Raw genomic sequence first — 17,313 nt, forward strand, 5'->3', positions numbered from 1 at the left:
CAAACAGTAATGATACAACTTGGGGCAGTTGCTCCAAGTTGTTTTTATTTGGGATAAACTCATGGAAAAACACATATATCCAGTAGCTAGCCTACCTGTTGGCCTGGGTGGAGTATGGTTTTGGAACAGTGGTCACAAATTAAATATAATTTGTAACTTCGGGGCCTAATGCGCCTACCAATTTCCTTCTCAAGGAGGCATGGGCCAGAAAACGCACACACTCACATGAATTTCATTCCATATAAAATTTAAAAAAGTTGAAGTCTGTAAATTCCTTCATGTCCCGGATCATTAAAAGAAATCCGGGGGAGCCTGAGTTCCACCAAGCAGTTCAAGAAGTAGCAGAAAGTGTACTTCCATATATCGAAGATAAGCCAGTATATGTAAAAACCAAGATTCTCGAACGAATGACCGAACCCGAACGGGTTATCATTTTTCGGGTACCCTGGATGACTGATTCGGGGGAAGTGGAAGTAAACCGGGGTTTCAGGGTTCAAATGAGTAGTGCTATAGGGCCTTATAAGGGAGGACTGCGCTTCCATCCATCGGTCAATCTTAGCACCTTAAAGTTCCTGGCTTTTGAACAAACCTTTAAGAACAGCCTTACGCAACTGCCTCTAGGTGGCGGTAAAGGGGGGTCCGATTTCGACCCTAAGGGTAAGTCAGACCGGGAAATTATGAATTTCTGCCAAAGCTTCATGACTGAACTCTTCCGCCATATCCATTCCGACAATGATGTCCCTGCAGGGGATATTGGAGTAGGAGCCCGGGAAATTGGATTTATGTTTGGCCAATATAAAAGACTTAAAAACGAATTTACGGGTGTACTTACCGGCAAGGGACATAGCTACGGGGGAAGCCTGATACGCCCTGAAGCAACAGGATATGGACTGGTATATTTTGTGCTGCATATGCTCAAACTACATCAACGATCCATCGACGGAAAAATCGTTGCTATTTCAGGCTCAGGAAATGTAGCTCAATATGCATTGGAAAAATGCATAGAATTAGGGGCAAAGGTCGTAACATTATCCGACTCATCGGGATACATTTATGATCAAAATGGTATTGATGCGGATAAATTGGCCTATGTTATGCGCCTCAAAAACGAAGAAAGAGGGCGAATTAAAGCATATGCAGAACGATTTGGCTGTGCTTTTGTAGCGGGAAAAACGCCCTGGGAAGTAAATTGCGATATTGCCCTCCCCTGTGCGACACAGAATGAACTCCTGGAAGAGGATGCCAAAATGTTAATCAAAAATGGTTGCTTCTGCGTAGCAGAAGGAGCCAACATGCCCTGTACTCCCGAAGCCATCGAGATTTTCGAAAACAACGATATTCTTTACGCTCCCGGAAAGGCAACTAATGCGGGTGGAGTAGCCGTATCTGGCTTGGAAATGTCTCAGAATGCGCTGCGCCTGTCCTGGTCTCGTGCAGAAGTCGACCAGAAACTACAAGAAATTATGGAAAACATTCACCGAACCTGCATACAATACGGCTATCAACCGGATGGTCGATTGAGCTACGTTCAAGGTGCTAATATTGGGGGCTTTATTAGGGTTGCAGACGCAATGATCGCCCAAGGATTGGTTTAAGTTCATTCCTATTGAACGCCTTCCATAATTCATCATATAAAAATCCCGGAAAAATTCTGAATAGAACATTTCTGGGATTTTTATATTTCAACCTTATGTTTGATATCAGCAGTCGTGAAGCAGCTAACCTTAGTTTCCGGGAATATTATTATGGACGCTGTACCAACAGTTTATGTCTCGACTCCAGAATTCCATTCCTGAACAAGGAAATGGTATAAAACCCTTGAGCCAAATTCCGGCAATCCACTCCTTCTTCCGAAATTAAAGCCTGAGAATAAACAACTAATCCAGAGGCATTAATAATCTCAATACGATCGTATAAACTAGGTTGGCTCACCAATAACCGCTCACTTACAGGATTGGGATAAAGACTTACCCCCCCACCTACATGGATACTCCTTATACGGCTAAAACTAAAGGTTCCATCTTGATCTATCATTTTTAAACGAAAGTAATGCATTCCTACTGAAGCCCGGGCATACCAATAGGAATACCTCATCTCCGCCTGGCTTTCACCCTCTGCCCCCACTGCAGCTAGGGTTTCCCAATTTTTTCCGTCGAGGGTATGCTCTACTTCAAAATGACTACTGCCACGTTCCTCAATAGTACTCCATTCCAATTGTACATCAGTATTTTCCAGGTTCAATAAAAATTGCTTCAGTCGTACGGGCAAAGCGTTATCAAAATTGGCTGTCAAATTAAAATTATGAAATTCGAAACCCCCTATCTGTTCGACATTCCCACCTATGACGGCCTGTCCGTTTATGGAACCACCGCTACCCGATAAGCTAGCCTGTGGAGCCAGAACACTTCCTAACAAGCCAAAACGTGTTAAGGACAATTGGGTAGTATTGGGGAAATTAAATAATATCTTTTCACCAGCTCCATACAACGGGATCCCTTTCCCATTAATGGTCATATTTCCGTCTGAGATTACTACATCCGTATTGGTCACATTGATCAGGATGGAAGATCCTTCAGGTACCATCACGGAAATTCCTGTATTATGCCCGGCAGGAATGGTAAGTTCAAATACATTCAGCTCCGTATTGCTACCCGTTAGCGTAATGGGCTCCCAGGGGAACTCTTGAAGAGCAGTGCCAGTAGGAGCAAAATTTTGCAGTTTAATACTAAGGGCTTTGTATTCGTTCAGTAGATCACCTTCATTAAACTTGATATAGTTGGTTAAGCCCGTCTGCATCGTCCCCATGGTCGTGGGTGTGGTAGACCCTACACTTACCCTATTCAAGATAATATTGCCCTGGACCTGCCAGTTAGAGCCTAAATTGGTAAAATCTCCATTGACTATAAAATTATCTGTATTAACTGGAGCACTCGACGATCCCAGGGCTGGTCCGGCGATGCCCACACTATAACCAGCGTTGGGCGTGAGGAACGAAAAGTCTCCTCCTACAACTAAACGCCCCTCGGTGTCACCAGAGTTACTGGTTAGATTCCCGAAGATCAGTGCATTGAAATTCCCACTACCTGCAAACCCGGTAGTTTGGTATTTGGCAGGTATTGTCAAGATATTATTGACACCCTGCGCATGGCTTTCCGATGCATACAGTCCTACATAGCCAATGATCATTAATATTTTAAAAAAGGTAAGATTGCTCTCAAAACTTACAGTAAATTTTCTACTCATAAACACTAATAAATGATTGGTTATATTATTTATTTTTTTACTCACCTCCCACCTTGCGAATTCCCCTGTCATGAAAAGCAATTATTATTTTGTGAGCAATTGCATTATTCAGGAACAACCAATGATTAAGTTCAGCAAATAGAGTCAAATCTTTTCGATTTAATATTTACGATTATTCAAGGCAAACAAGCCCGCAAATATAAGGAGATCCTATGACCCAAACCTAGACAAAATAATATTTATCTACCTAACAATCAGCAGATTACAAAGAATAATAGTAGCGTTATTGATTTTTATTAATTATTGGATCCAAATATGGCATTCTACATTTATCAGATGTCTCAAATTTTAACTATAATCAATAAAAATAAATTTGAATAATTTTGGTAAAATAAAATCAGATAGGAATATAATTTCTATTGGTCTAAAAACGGATGATACCTAAGATCGAATAGCGGTAATATGGGTTTATATCCGTTAAGATTAAATTGATTTACGTCGGCCAAAAGTAGGAGCTCCTTCCCATTTTGTTTGATACAACAGCAAACTTTATCTGTTTTTCTCTAAACAAAACTCTAGAAACCTAGACATAATTTTTCAGAGAAAGGGAGATTTACCAAATCCTTTACGGTCAGGTAGTAAAGAGCAGGGACAATAAAAAATCGCCATCACTTACGGAGGTATAATAACCTTCTGATTCAATCAACTTTTCCTGGCATGTGTTTCCTCTCCCCCATCAGGAGCAACAAAGCTTCCGCTCCTTCTATTTTCTCTGCGACGAGTCTGAAAATAGCAGCAAAAGGAACAAAAAGGATCATTCCGGAAGCCCCCCAAATAATACCACCGGCCACTATTACTACCAGTGTCGCCAAGGTATTAAGATTAACCCTTTGGCCAACTGCCCACGGGAAAATCAGATTGGCTTCCAGATATTGAACAAAACTGTAAATACCTATCACTCCAAGGGGTGCCCAGATAGAATCGTATAAACTCCAGGAAATAGCAATGGGCAACAGGGAAGCGATCATAATCCCCACATATGGTATAAAAGTAAGGATTGAGGCAATTAAGCCGAAGAGTAAAGCCTGTGGAATTCCCAACGCAAGTAATCCAATGGTATTAAGGATGCCAACAATCAGATAGACCGTAAGCATTCCTTTAATAAACGATACGTAGGAGCCTACGGACTCATAAAGAATGGTTTGCATTTGCCCTTGAAGACGCTCCGGAGCTAGCAATGTTAGGGCACGGGTAAACTGTGTCCGGTAATAAAGAATTAAATATGCATAAATCGGAATCAGAAGGAGGTTAACTAAAGAAGTCACCGATTGTCCTAAAATGGCACCAATGACCGAGAACATAGAGCCCAATGATTTTTCCAACCCCTGGGCAATCCATTGTCGTCCCTGTTTTTCACTGATTTGAAATTCGACTTCCAGATAGGAAATAAAGTCCGAAAAGCTAGCCAGAAGCTTTATCTTCAGACCGGGCCACAGGCCTTGTAAGGCGACAATCTGTCTAAAGAGCAAGAACATAATCACCCCTATGCACAAAACCAATAAGGACATTGCCAGTAGAATAGCCAGAGCCCGGCCTAGCCGCCTGGCTTCCATCCACCGACATAGGGGATATAGAAGCAACGCTAAAAATAACCCATAACTAAGCGGTATAAACAAGGGACGACCGAAATAGAGCACTACGGTAGAAAATACCGTATAATACAGAACTTTGCCAACTGTATTCTGGACCATACCTTCCCTGGATTAATTGACCTGACGGCTATTATGACGGTAAAAAAGATGATCCTAAATATAACACATCTTCGGCAAAAGCCATACATAATCTCGGGAAGTTAGGGCGGGTACAAACCCTATAGCTCCTCTACCACCTCCTGAAGGTTGTTGCGCAGCAGAAGCCCGGAATAGACCGAAGCTAGCACCAATTTTATTTCTGGATGTATATTATCCCTGGTCCAAACCTTACCTGCATCAATAATTGATACGGCTCCAATTAGCTTCCCATCCATTCTAAACGCATATCCATAAACCTGAGAAGTGGGAAATTTAGCTGAGCGCCCTTCTAACTGTCTGATACCTTCTACTGAAATCTGCAAATGGTCTTCAGTACTGCGCAGATATCCAAGCGTTTTATTCCCCTCCCCCAATGCTGCACCATCTGCGGCCTCCAACCAAAATTCCCAATTCTCCTTGGTGTTACTTAACTCAATACCACCTGCGAAAATATTCCTGACCGGCCCTGAGATTGTAAAATACTCCCTAAACAGATCGACTTCTGTGGATCTTATCTTACTCACCATGGCCACTCGTGCAAATTGCTTGCCTGGCCCAAATTGTTGAAAGCTAAGCTTTTCTTTGGCGCCAGAAAAAGAAACTATAAATGGAATACGAAAGCTATTGGTCCAACCCCGCTCCACTTTACTGGTGCTATATTCACCGAAACGAAGAACCTGCCCAATCTGGAACCCCTGTCTTCCTTTAACTGTAAGCACTGTGGTTCCGGCTTTAAGATCCTCTCCTACATGTAATTCTGCCGTACGGCAGGCCGTCAAGCCTAGAACCATACATAATATTAGTTGCCTTAGTTTGATTTTCATATATTCAGATTATTTCGATTCAAATGCAAAGATTCAAATAATCCATCCAAGGTTGGAGAAGGGTTAAAACTAATGAGTATGTGGTCCTTTTTCGGTAATATCGTTCGTGACAGAGGGGGCTTCAGATACGGCCTGCGGGCTACCCTGGCCCTTAGATCGAAGCTGCTGAGTAGTGCTACGAGAGCCATCATGGGACCACCCAGGTGGACCAAAGAGATATCCGATTACAGATCGAAAATTATTGGCTGCTAACAAATCATGATATATTGCTTTCCATTCATGAAAAGCAATGTTGAAGGGGTAATAACTTTTTAAATTGTTGGTAAGCCCGTAAACCGGGCGTTCTTCCTCCTGCTGGAATGTACCAAAGATCCTATCCCAGATAATGAGGATACCTGCATGATTTTTGTCCAGATACTTAAGATCAGAGCCATGATGTACCCGATGATGAGCTGGGGTATTAAAAATATACTCGATCCAGGCTGGCAGCCGGTTTACAGATTCAGTATGAATAAAAAACTGATAAATAAGGCTCAGCGTCTGCATCAAGAGCACGTCAACAGGATGAAACCCGATGAGGGGCATCCATAAATAGAAAATAAAACTGCCAGATATTTGGCCGGTCCAGGTCTGACGCAACGCTGTGCCCAGATTATAAAACTGTGACGAATGGTGAACCACGTGAGAGGCCCAAAAGTAGCGTATCTGATGACTAGACCTGTGAAACCAATAATAACTAAAATCGTCCGCAAAAAATATCAGAATCCAATACCACCAAAGTGATCGGTCGAGCTCCCAAAATTGATACTGATAAACCAGGTATAAGGAGGCCAGCAATATACCCTTGGAAAATATACCTGTAATGACATTTCCAATGCCCATACTAAGACTAGCCACTGTGTCCCTCCATTTATAATGCGAAGCATCATGCTGTATATATTTAAAATACAGAACCTCCACCAGTAGAGCCAATACAAATACCGGAACAGCGTAATGAATAATTTCTAACATACAGCTACTTTTTAAACAAAAATAATATAATTTATAACCCTTCCCATATAAACTAGCTATTACTGTCTACCCTATATGAGAATCTATTTAGCTTTTACGTACTTTGCCTTTTATTGATATTGAAATACAAAACCATCGCCGTGTCTACACTTCAAAGCACCCTTACCCCCCAGCAACTGGGTTACACTTTCCCTCCGGAATGGTATCCACATCGGGCCACATGGCTCACCTTTCCGCATAATGATGCTTCCTGGCAGGGAGAAAGGTTATCCAAAATGCTTCCGCAATATCTGGCCTTTATCAAAGCAATCAGTCAAGGCGAACAAGTGGGCATCATAGCCAATGATTCTAACCTGAAAGCCTTCATAGAGCAACGACTAGAAGCGATTGGTGTGGATCTTTCCCGTATAGAATTTGTGATAAAACCCACCAATGACGCCTGGTGCCGGGACCATGGCCCTGCTTTCCTTATCAACGAAAAAATGGGAAAGAAAATGATCGTTGATTGGGGGCATAACGCATGGGGTGGCAAATATCCACCTTATGATGATGATAACCGCACCCCAGCCGCTATAGCGGCATATCTGGACCTGCCCATGGTCAGTCCGGGGATCATTATGGAAGGGGGCTCCGTAGAGTTTAACGGCGCCGGGAGTATTTTGACGAGTAAGTCCTGCCTGCTCAACAAAAATAGAAATCCTCACTTAAGCCAGGCAGCCATTGAGGAAAAGCTCTGCGCTTACTACGGTGTTGAGCAAATTCTATGGGTAGAAGACGGGATAGTAGGTGACGATACCGACGGGCATATAGATGACACCACCCGTTTCATCGCCGAAGACACCGTGGTTGCCTGCGTGGAAGAAGACAAATATGATGAAAATTATGCTGTTTTACAGTCTAATTTGAAGATGTTAAAACAGATGCGACTTTTAAATGGAAAGCAGTTAAATATCATTGAAATACCCATGCCTAAGGCCGTGGTCATCGATGAATTCAGGACGCCTGGTTCCTACGTTAATTTTCTGATGTGCAATGCCGGAGTAATTGTCCCTGTCTTCGATAATGCCCATGACGACCTTGCAATAGACCTCTTAGAAAGGGCCATGCCGCAGCGGAAAATCATACCACTTTCCGCTTCAGAAATTATTTGGGGGCAGGGTAGCTTCCATTGCCTAAGTCAGCAGGAGCCACAGCTATAATAAGGCAGCCGTATATAACAGACCTGTGCTGGGTAGCCCTATACCTATCCTTCACAGGTCTTCCCATTCCGAAATACTATGTAGGAATACATTATAATCCACAAATCCTCGGATCCCAGGAGCCCACCCTTTCTCACTGTGCTGCCAGAATAGGACATGTGCGTCACTGGCCAGATCCTCGACATGAGTTCGCGAATAACCCGCCAGCCAAAGGGGATAATCATCGAAGTTGCCGGCAATATATTTTTTATAAAAATGCACATTGACGTAAATAATCGGCCGTACCCCATAATGCTGTTCCACCCTTGTCAGCCAGTTACGGACACCTCTGATAATAATATCGTCGGGCTTTCCAGCACTCACCTCCAAATCGAGCACTGGCGGTAGATCTCCGGACTGCATCTGCACTTTTCTTCTAAAGTTTTCGAACTGCAAATCCGACAGTACCCTTGGGTTATAAAAATGATAAGCTCCTCGTTTAATTCCTACCCTGCGCGCCTCTTTCCAATTCCGCTCAAATTGCTTATCAATATGGGTGGCCCCTTCAGTAGCCTTAATATAGGCAAAATCAATTCCTACTTCCCCCGTCCGTCCATTTTTCAGTTTCACCCAGTCGATCCTTGCATTATGGTGGGAAACGTCGATGCCATGAATAGCATAACGTAATGGTAGCTTTATTCCGATCTGAGGAATAAAAACCCATCGATTGCCCGTTCGGGCATCAAGATACCAATATAAGCCGCCGATTATCAAACAGACGGCACCCAAGATTACCCATCCCTTTGCAGGCAAAGGTCTTAGATAGTCATTGCTATTTGAGTTGTTTTTATTACTTTTCTTTTTTGCCATAAGGCGGCAAAATTACAGAAACTGATGGATTACGAATAGATTAGTTGCATGAACAACGGAATGTTTTCACCTTTGAAAAAAAAAATATGAATATGGAACCTGCATTGCTTAACGAAGTACCCTCGCTGAATTTAGCAGACTTCACCTCCGGAAACACTAGTGAAAAGCGCCAGTTTGTTGCCGATCTGGGTGCGGCCTTCACAAACATCGGTTTTGTCGCCATCAAAAACCATGGACTTTCCGATACTTTACGTGAAAAATTATACGATGTCGTTCAGGCATTTTTCTCCCAACCAGAATCAGAAAAACAAAAGCTGGAATTTCCAGAGCTCTTTGGACAACGGGGCTATATAGGAAAGAGAAAAGAAACTGCCAAAGGATTTAAAGTCGCCGACCTAAAAGAATTTTACCATATAGGCCAGCCCGACCCTATTGGCTCCATGCCCCATAACGTATTCCCCGAAAACCTCCCCGAGTTTAAGTCCTTAACCTTGGAGGTCTACGGGATGTTCGAAAATACGGGAAGAACCCTTTTAAAAGCCATTGCGCTTTACCTGGAACTTCCGGAAGATTACTTTGAGGATAAGGTAAAAAATGGGGACAGCCTGCTGCGCGCTTTACATTACTTCCCGATAGAAAACCCCGATGCCCTGGAAGAAGGTGCCGTAAGGGCCGCTGCCCATGGAGACATCAATCTTATTACCCTTCTGATGGGTGCCAGTGCGGAAGGCCTGGAAGTCCTCCGCCGGGATGGGCAGTGGATCCCTATCACGGCCCTGCCCGATCAGATCGTGGTGAATGTGGGAGATATGTTGGATCGGCTTACCAATCATAAACTGAAGTCTACTATTCATCGTGTAGTCAATCCGCCCCGTGAAAAAATGGGCAGCTCCCGCTACTCCATCCCATTCTTTATGCATCCCCGTGCCGATATGGATCTTACTTCCCTGGAAAGTTGCATCGGACCTGAAAGTCCAAAGATTTATACTGATATGACTGCAGGAGCGTTTCTTGACGAACGACTTCGGGAATTAGGACTAAAAAAGTAACCAAACTAAAAATTGCAATTTGCTTTTTTGATCCAGATCATATTTCAACCTAAACAAATCAGTTACTTTCGTGGTTACAAATTAAATTGTCTGCTCTTGATGGGATTATGTCCCTTCCCTTCGGGGGCAGACAGTTCCCTAAATAATTAGATAGCCCTTTATTTATATTACATAAAAGTGCTAAATGGTTTTAAATTCCTAATTACCCGTTCACTAAATAGCCCATCACTTTGAGCCTGCCCGTTCGACGATTTCGGTATCTGATCTATTTAATGGATATACTTCTCCTGGCCTTTACGGCATTTGGAGGCCCACAGGTACATCTGATGATGATGATCGAGCGATTGGTCCACAAACGTGGCTACCTTAGCGAAGAGGAATTACTAGAATTACAAGCGCTGTGCCAAGTGTTGCCAGGACCTAGCTCTACGCAAACGGTTACTGCAATAGGGTTAAAAATCGGAGGTCAGCCACTAGCCTATCTAACCCTGATCATATGGTCATTACCTGCCATGATCCTTATGAGTATGGCCGGCATAGGTATTCACTATCTGGAGCAAAATGACATATCCCTATCCTTCACCCGTTTCGTTGGCCCTATGGCGGTGGGCTTCCTTATTTTCGGCGCATATAAAATTGCCAAAAAAGTAATTCACAATCAACAGGATTGGATTTTATTGGTGCTCTCCATCATACTTGCATACCTTTATCCATCCCCCTATATGACCCCAATTCTAATTGTTTCCGGAGGGGTCATTGCATCCATCAATTTCAGTAAGCTCGAAAAAATGGAAAAGGGACCTATTAAAATCTCCTGGCGCCCCCTGATTTTTTGGATTTCAGTCTTAATTACAGCAGCTATCATTGGTAATATCACCCGCTCATTGCCGGTCCGACTCTTCGAAAACTTTTATCGGAATGGGAGCCTAGTCTTTGGGGGCGGACAGGTACTCATCCCCATGCTTTTCAATGAATTTGTTGAATTTAAGCACTATCTTACCAATCAGGAATTTCTATCGGGCATGGCCCTCACGCAGGTAGTACCGGGACCCGTATTTTCAATTGCCACATTTGTGGGTAGTTTATCCATGAAAGGACAGGGCATGGCCGGGCAACTATTGGGAGGTCTTGTAGCAACAGCAGGAATCTTCTTGCCTGGGACTTTCTTTATTTTCTTCGCCTACCCATTCTGGGATCAGCTAAAAAAATACCGTGGAATCCGTGCCTCCCTTGCCGGAATTCACGCCACCAGTTGTGGGCTTACCCTGGCCGCAGCCATCACCTTATTTGAACCCATGTCCGATCAGACGCTGCCTTTAGCTACCGTGGTAGGAACCTTATTGATACTATATTTTACAAAAGTCCCCTCCTACCTGATCATCATTGGAGGTCTCATTTTAGGACTGATCTTTCATTAGTGTTGCTTAATCCTGCAATTCACCAGCCTTAATTGTAATTTTCAAATTGTTTTCCAAACTTTGGATCTTACTTTCTGACCCAGTCAACAAATGAATAAAACACTTCTTTTACTTATGATAGGCATAGGGGCTTTATTTTCCAGTGCCCAGGCACAAATGAGCACCCCGCCTCCTTTTTTGTATCAACATCAAGCATGGGTAGATTCCGTATTTGCTTCCCTGACTCCTGAAGAGCGCATCGCCCAACTTATTATGGTAGCGGCCGTTTCCGATACCAAGCGATCATCCATAGGAACCACCACCAGTAGCCCTGCATACGTAGAAAAACTAATCCGAGAAAACAAAGTAGGCGGTGTGGTATTCTTTCAGGGAGGACCTGTCCCTCAGGCCAGACTTACCAATCATTTTCAATCCATATCGAAAGTGCCGCTACTCATCGCAATGGACGCCGAATTTGGCCTGGCCATGCGCATCGACAGCACCGTACGGTATCCCTACCAGATGACCCTGGGGGCCATGCAGGGACATAACAATCTTATTTATGATATGGGGAGTCAGCTGGCCAAACAAGCCCTCCGCCTCGGAGTACATGTCAATTTTGCTCCCGTTGCCGATATCAATAACAACCCCAATAATCCGGTCATTAGTTTTCGTTCTTTCGGTGAAAACAAATATCGTGTCGCAGAAAAGGCCCTGGCCTATATGCAAGGAATGCAGGACCATGGACTGCTCACTAGTGCCAAGCACTTCCCTGGGCATGGAGATACGGGAGTTGATTCTCATTATGACTTACCTGTTATTAACCATAGCAAGGCACGCATCGATTCCCTTGAGCTCTTTCCATTTAAAGTATTGATCAATAATGGGCTAAGCGGTATGATGATCGCACACCTTGCAATCCCTGCACTGGAAAAGACTAATAACCTACCGTCGACGCTTTCCAAACCAATTGTTTCTGATCTACTGAGACACCAACTTGGATTTTCCGGGATGATTTACTCCGACGCGATGAATATGAAGGGGGTTACCAAATATTTTCCTAATGGCAAAGCCGATGCAATGGGGTTAGAAGCGGGAATGGACGTTCTTGAGTTCACTGAAGATGTAAACAAATCTATAGCCGAAATCAAAAAAAGTATAGCTGAGGGAAGAATTTCTCAGGCAGAAATCGACTATAAATGCCGAAAAGTACTCCAGGCCAAAGCGTGGGTTGGCCTTAATAAATTCAAGCCTATAGAGCTAAAAAATCTCTATGAGGACTTGAATCCTAAACAGGCAGAGCTTACAAATCGATTGATGACTGAAAAGTCTTTAACTGTTCTTCGCAATCAAGATGACCTGCTCCCCTTAAGGGAACTTGACACCTTAAAGATTGCCTCTATCTCCTTGGGCGTAGACAGCATTAGTACCTTTCAGACCACATTAAGTCTGTATACCAGCATGGATCATTTCACCTTGCCGGCTAATCCGTCCGAGGCTCAGATAAAGGCGATTCGAAAGCAGCTTTCGACATACAACTTATTGCTGGTAGGTCTGCATCTCCCGAGCATTTCTCCACGAAACACCTATGGGCTTACGGCATCTACCAATGGCTTTCTCGCTGAGTTAATCAGTACTAATAAGGCCGTAGTATCGATTTTCGGCAATCCCTATGCCTTGAATAATCTTAACAAAATTGAATCTGCCCGTTCCCTCATCATGGCCTACCAATGGACGAAGTATACGGAGGATTTGTCGGCTCAGCTGATTTTTGGCGCCATTCCGTCTGAGGGCCGTCTTCCCGTTACGGCCAATGCACAATTCCCTTATGGTGCAGGCGTGAGCACCCCTGCCTTGGGTCGACTCAAATATACTATTCCCGAAGAATTAGGCCTAAGTTCAGAGGTGATCACCTACAAAATCGACTCGGTCGCTAATCTTGCCTTAAGCCAGCAAGCAACCCCTGGTTGCGTAGTTCAGCTAGCGAAAGATGGGAAGGTTTTCTTTAGAAAGGCCTACGGGAAGCATACTTACGAAGGAAACACGCCTGTAAGAGTCACCGATATTTATGACCTCGCATCGGTAACTAAAATAACTGCGTCTACTCTGGCTTTGATGAGTCTATGGGACCAGAAGAAATTCGATCTTGACAAGCATATGAAAGACTATCTGCCCACCTTCAAAAACTCTAATAAGGCAGACCTGGTTTGGAGGAAAGTGTTAACACATAGTGCGGGGTTAAAATCCTATATCAAGTTCTGGAGCGAAGCGCAAAATCCAGATGGAAGTTGGAAACCCAATATTTTCAGCACCAAAAAGTCGGCCCAATATCCTACCTCGGTAGTTGGTGACAGTTTATATATACGGAAAAATTATACAGAAGTCCTGTACAAAGGCATTCGTGATTCCCCGCTGAACGCCAATCAGGATTATGTATACAGTGATCTTTCGTTCCTGCTTTATCCTAAACTGGTACAAAATCTAACTGGAGAGAATTTTGAAGACTATCTAAAAAAACATTTCTATCGTAAACTTGGTGCAAGCACTTTGACTTTTAACCCAACCCGCCAGTTCGGGCTATCGGAGATCGTGCCTACTGAAAAAGATACCTTCTTCCGAATGACCCAGATTCACGGCCAGGTGCACGATGAAGCTGCAGCGATGATGGGGGGCCTTAGTGGACATGCAGGTCTGTTCGGCTCGGCAAACGATGTAATGAAGGTATGGCAAATGTTTTTGCAAAAAGGGTATTATGGGGGACAGCAGTTATTAAGCTCCGAAGCACTAACTGAATTTACCCGTTACCAATATCCTGAAATTGGCAACAGAAGAGGAATTGGTTTCGATAAACCCAACTTTATATATACGGCCAATGCACCCAGATATGCCAGCCCGAGCAGTTACGGACATACGGGTTACACCGGCATTATGACCTGGGCGGACCCGGCATGGAATCTCAACTATGTATTCCTTTCCAATCGGGTATATCCTACAAGAGAGAATAACAAGATCTCTCAACTGAATATTCGAACAGGCATTATGGAGGTTATCTATAAAGAGCTCCTGAAAAAATAAATTTATCCAATACCCGTTCAGAAACTGAGCGGGTATTTTTTGATCTTATCCACACTCCTATAAGGTATATTTCAGAGAAAATGAAGGTGATCGTGAAAGTAAAATGAGTTAGGGAAATAAATTTTTATCTCTAGTAAATGATCGAAATCGCTGCCATAATTGTTAGCTAATAGACTGTATTCCAACACTTCAATTTGTCTTGCCTTCATAGTAATTTCTTTAGATCACTCCATATTCATCAAATTGCATTTGGGCGTGGGCTTTTGAGCCTTTATATTGCCTTTTTTAAGAATCTAATAAAGTAGCATGAGAATTACCCTTTTATTGGGATTGCTGACCATCTCCCTGATGAGCACAGCCCAGAGTATCCAGCCTTCCCCATCGGAACTCACAAAACACATTACCTATCTGGCTTCCGATGCCATGAAAGGACGGGGTACTGGTAGTAAACAAAATGACCAAGCGGCAAAGTATGTAGCCAAACAATTTAAAAAATATGGGTTAAAACCCATGGGTACCAAGGTCTATGAACAGGAATTTATTGCCAAAGTTAAGCGGGTAGTGGTGAAGGACAGTATTCGCCAGGCAAAAAACATAATTGGGTTTTTGGATAATGGTGCGGAGTATACCATTATCGTAGGTGCTCACTTCGATCATTTGGGAGAGGGGCGCCAAGGAGGATCCAAGGCCGAGAAACCCGAAGGAAAAATCCATAATGGCGCCGATGATAATGCTTCTGGCGTAGCAGGAATGTTGGAAATAGCCCGATATTTCTCTGGCAATAAGGTCAGAGAAGCATATAATTTTTTATTTATTGGCTTTGGTGCCGAAGAGCTGGGCTTATTAGGTTCCAAACATTTCGTCAATAATCCCACAATTCCGCTTGCTACCGTAAACTTTATGACCAATATGGATATGATAGGACGGTACAATCCGGATCGTGGCGTTGGAATAGGTGGGTATGGAACGAGCTCCCAATGGCCCCAGGTTTTTGATGGAATAAAAGGGACGGTACGGTTTTTTACCGACAAGGCGGGAAGTGGTGGTTCCGATCACGGCTCATTTTATGCTAAGTCCATACCTGTCCTGTTTTTTCATACAGGCGGCCACGACGACTACCATCAACCCACCGACGATATAGAAAAGGTAGATGTGGTATCGGAAGCGGAAATATTAAAGATTCATTTGCAATTGATTGAAAAAGCAATGTCTTTCCCGAAACTTGATTTTTCTGAGGTTGCATCCTAAAGCAGTCCTAAAACCTGATCGGTCAATCGTGTATAAATACAAGAAGTAACCCCGAAAAAGTCTATATGATACAAGGATATTCTCCAGCCCCACATACGTTTTTGCAGTCACATATCTCTCCGGAGGATCTGTACGGAGCCCTCTTTGATGATGTGCAACGGAGTCATATTTTTGCCGACTGCAAGACTTTTGTGGATTGCATACCACTTTCGGACCCGATGTTTATTATCGAGAAATATCATGTAGAAAAAGAAAAATCTGATTTCTGTTTAAAACAATTCGTCGCAGAAAATTTCCGTTTAGCCAAAGAGATTAAATGCGAATTTATTCCCGACAAAAATATTGATGTTAGCACACATATCAATCGACTGTGGCCAGTGCTGATCCGGCAACCGGAAGACCAGGAGCCGGGGGGCTCTCTGGTAGCCCTACCCTCTCCGTACGTAGTGCCCGGAGGTCGCTTCCGTGAAATATATTATTGGGACAGCTACTTTACGATGCTGGGTCTTCGGGAAAGTGGTCGGAATGAAATGGTAGGTGATATGGTCAATAATTTTGCCTTTCTTATCAATACCTTTGGATTCGTCCCAACCGCCAATCGCACTTACTATTTGAGTCGCTCCCAGCCTCCGTTTTTTTCGCTGATGGTAAATTTATACAGTGAGATGGAGGGCAAGAAAATCTTGATAAAGTATCTACCTCAGCTTCAAATGGAATATGACTACTGGATGGACTCAGGCCCTGATGATTTGTCCCCTGGAGAAGCCCATAGACGTGTAGTTTGCATGCCTAATGGAACCTTGCTCAACCGCTATTGGGACGACAAATGCAGTCCCCGACCAGAAGCTTATCGGGAAGATATAGAACTTGCAGAACAAGCTCATAAAGCTTATGGAACTCCACCCTCAGAGTTGTACAGGCATATTAGAGCCGCTGCCGAGTCGGGTTGGGATTTCAGTAGCCGCTGGTTCGGTAAGGAAAATGACTTTTGTAGTATAAACACCACAGATCTGGTCCCGGTCGACCTAAATTGCCTTATCTATATGTTAGAAATCACTCTGGCGGAAGCTTATAGATTAATTGACAAATTTTCTTTCCAGAAAAAATACGAAGAGCGGGCAAGAAAAAGGAAGAAGGCCATACGTAAGTTTTTGTGGAATGAAGAAAAAAAGTATTTCATGGACTTCGACTTCAAGCTCCAACGCACCACTGCTGCGGTCACCTTGGCTGGCACCTTTCCCCTGTTCTTTAAATTAGCCTCCAAAACTCAGTCGCATTATGTACGCTCTTATATTCGCCTCAATTTTCTGAAGTCTGGAGGCTTACTCACCACTACCTGTCGTTCCGGACAGCAGTGGGATGCGCCCAATGGCTGGGCCCCGCTGCATTGGATTGCCTATAAAGGATTAATCAATTATAATTTTCATAGAACCGCCAACGCCCTAAAGTCGGAATGGCTCGACCTGATCGAGAAGGAATTTAAACGGGGAGGTAAAATGCTCGAGAAATATAACGTGGCAGACACCAATATGGGCGCTACGGATGGAGAATACGAAATCCAGGAAGGGTTTGGCTGGACCAATGGCGTATACCTTCGTATGAAGAATAAGAAGAACTAGTACCCCGCA

12 protein-coding genes are annotated in these 17,313 nt (G+C 43.6%); 7 read left to right on the forward strand and 5 right to left on the reverse strand.

Annotated elements, in window-relative coordinates; genetic code table 11:
• Positions 1–257: 257 nt before the first annotated feature.
• Positions 258–1,595 carry an NADP-specific glutamate dehydrogenase gene (gene gdhA, locus X939_RS0112720; RefSeq protein ID WP_198034411.1) on the forward strand — a complete coding sequence of 446 codons (1,338 nt, stop codon included), beginning with the start codon at positions 258–260 and terminating at the stop codon, positions 1,593–1,595.
• 148 nt (positions 1,596–1,743) lie between these two features.
• On the opposite strand, the gene X939_RS0112725 is transcribed toward gdhA, so the two are convergent.
• From X939_RS0112725 to X939_RS0112740, 4 genes are all read right to left on the reverse strand, one after another.
• Positions 1,744–3,243, reverse strand: coding sequence for a choice-of-anchor A family protein (locus X939_RS0112725; RefSeq protein ID WP_198034412.1), 1,500 nt, complete (start codon positions 3,241–3,243; stop codon positions 1,744–1,746).
• Positions 3,244–3,941: 698 nt separating this feature from the next.
• Positions 3,942–4,994, reverse strand: a complete 1,053-nt coding sequence (locus X939_RS0112730; RefSeq protein ID WP_025763661.1) for an AI-2E family transporter — start codon at positions 4,992–4,994, stop codon at positions 3,942–3,944.
• 119 nt (positions 4,995–5,113) lie between these two features.
• Positions 5,114–5,857, reverse strand: coding sequence for a hypothetical protein (locus X939_RS0112735; RefSeq protein WP_025763662.1), 744 nt, complete (start codon positions 5,855–5,857; stop codon positions 5,114–5,116).
• A 69-nt stretch (positions 5,858–5,926) separates the two neighbouring features.
• Positions 5,927–6,868, reverse strand: a complete 942-nt coding sequence (locus X939_RS0112740; RefSeq protein ID WP_025763663.1) for a sterol desaturase family protein — start codon at positions 6,866–6,868, stop codon at positions 5,927–5,929.
• A gap of 119 nt (positions 6,869–6,987) precedes the next feature.
• Between X939_RS0112740 and X939_RS0112745 the strand changes: the two genes are divergently transcribed.
• Entirely contained in the window at positions 6,988–8,067 is a 1,080-nt protein-coding gene (locus tag X939_RS0112745) for an agmatine deiminase family protein (protein WP_374754301.1), read from the forward strand.
• A gap of 51 nt (positions 8,068–8,118) precedes the next feature.
• Here the strand turns inward: X939_RS0112745 and X939_RS0112750 are convergent, their stop codons facing one another.
• Positions 8,119–8,916, reverse strand: a complete 798-nt coding sequence (locus X939_RS0112750; protein WP_025763666.1) for a glycoside hydrolase family 25 protein — start codon at positions 8,914–8,916, stop codon at positions 8,119–8,121.
• Positions 8,917–9,008: 92 nt separating this feature from the next.
• On the opposite strand from X939_RS0112750, the gene X939_RS0112755 reads away from it, so the two are divergent.
• The 5 genes from X939_RS0112755 (at position 9,009) to treA (ending at position 17,304) form a co-directional block, all read left to right on the forward strand.
• Positions 9,009–9,965: an isopenicillin N synthase family dioxygenase gene (locus X939_RS0112755; protein ID WP_025763667.1), complete on the forward strand. Its 957-nt coding sequence runs from the start codon at positions 9,009–9,011 to the stop codon at positions 9,963–9,965.
• Positions 9,966–10,237: 272 nt separating this feature from the next.
• On the forward strand, positions 10,238–11,383 hold the full coding sequence (gene chrA, locus X939_RS0112760; protein ID WP_025763668.1) for a chromate efflux transporter: 1,146 nt from the start codon (positions 10,238–10,240) through the stop codon (positions 11,381–11,383).
• 90 nt (positions 11,384–11,473) lie between these two features.
• Positions 11,474–14,437 (forward strand): serine hydrolase domain-containing protein, encoded by a 2,964-nt coding sequence (locus tag X939_RS0112765; RefSeq protein WP_025763670.1) that lies wholly within the window; start codon positions 11,474–11,476, stop codon positions 14,435–14,437.
• A gap of 306 nt (positions 14,438–14,743) precedes the next feature.
• Positions 14,744–15,685, forward strand: a complete 942-nt coding sequence (locus X939_RS0112770; RefSeq protein ID WP_025763671.1) for a M20/M25/M40 family metallo-hydrolase — start codon at positions 14,744–14,746, stop codon at positions 15,683–15,685.
• A gap of 65 nt (positions 15,686–15,750) precedes the next feature.
• Positions 15,751–17,304: an alpha,alpha-trehalase TreA gene (gene treA, locus X939_RS0112775; protein WP_044199364.1), complete on the forward strand. Its 1,554-nt coding sequence runs from the start codon at positions 15,751–15,753 to the stop codon at positions 17,302–17,304.
• Positions 17,305–17,313 lie beyond the last annotated feature (9 nt).

Source organism: Dyadobacter tibetensis Y620-1, assembly GCF_000566685.1.
Classification (GTDB): domain Bacteria; phylum Bacteroidota; class Bacteroidia; order Cytophagales; family Spirosomataceae; genus Dyadobacter; species Dyadobacter tibetensis.

Coding starts and splice junctions, on each gene's coding strand:
- X939_RS0112730 (WP_025763661.1), bottom strand. CDS start 4,994: ATGGTCCAGAATACAGTTGGCAAAGTTCTGTATTATACGGTATTTTCT.
- treA (WP_044199364.1), top strand. CDS start 15,751: ATGATACAAGGATATTCTCCAGCCCCACATACGTTTTTGCAGTCACAT.
- X939_RS0112765 (WP_025763670.1), top strand. CDS start 11,474: ATGAATAAAACACTTCTTTTACTTATGATAGGCATAGGGGCTTTATTT.
- X939_RS0112755 (WP_025763667.1), top strand. CDS start 9,009: ATGGAACCTGCATTGCTTAACGAAGTACCCTCGCTGAATTTAGCAGAC.
- X939_RS0112770 (WP_025763671.1), top strand. CDS start 14,744: ATGAGAATTACCCTTTTATTGGGATTGCTGACCATCTCCCTGATGAGC.
- X939_RS0112740 (WP_025763663.1), bottom strand. CDS start 6,868: ATGTTAGAAATTATTCATTACGCTGTTCCGGTATTTGTATTGGCTCTA.
- X939_RS0112750 (WP_025763666.1), bottom strand. CDS start 8,916: ATGGCAAAAAAGAAAAGTAATAAAAACAACTCAAATAGCAATGACTAT.
- X939_RS0112725 (WP_198034412.1), bottom strand. CDS start 3,243: ATGAGTAGAAAATTTACTGTAAGTTTTGAGAGCAATCTTACCTTTTTT.
- X939_RS0112735 (WP_025763662.1), bottom strand. CDS start 5,857: ATGAAAATCAAACTAAGGCAACTAATATTATGTATGGTTCTAGGCTTG.
- chrA (WP_025763668.1), top strand. CDS start 10,238: ATGGATATACTTCTCCTGGCCTTTACGGCATTTGGAGGCCCACAGGTA.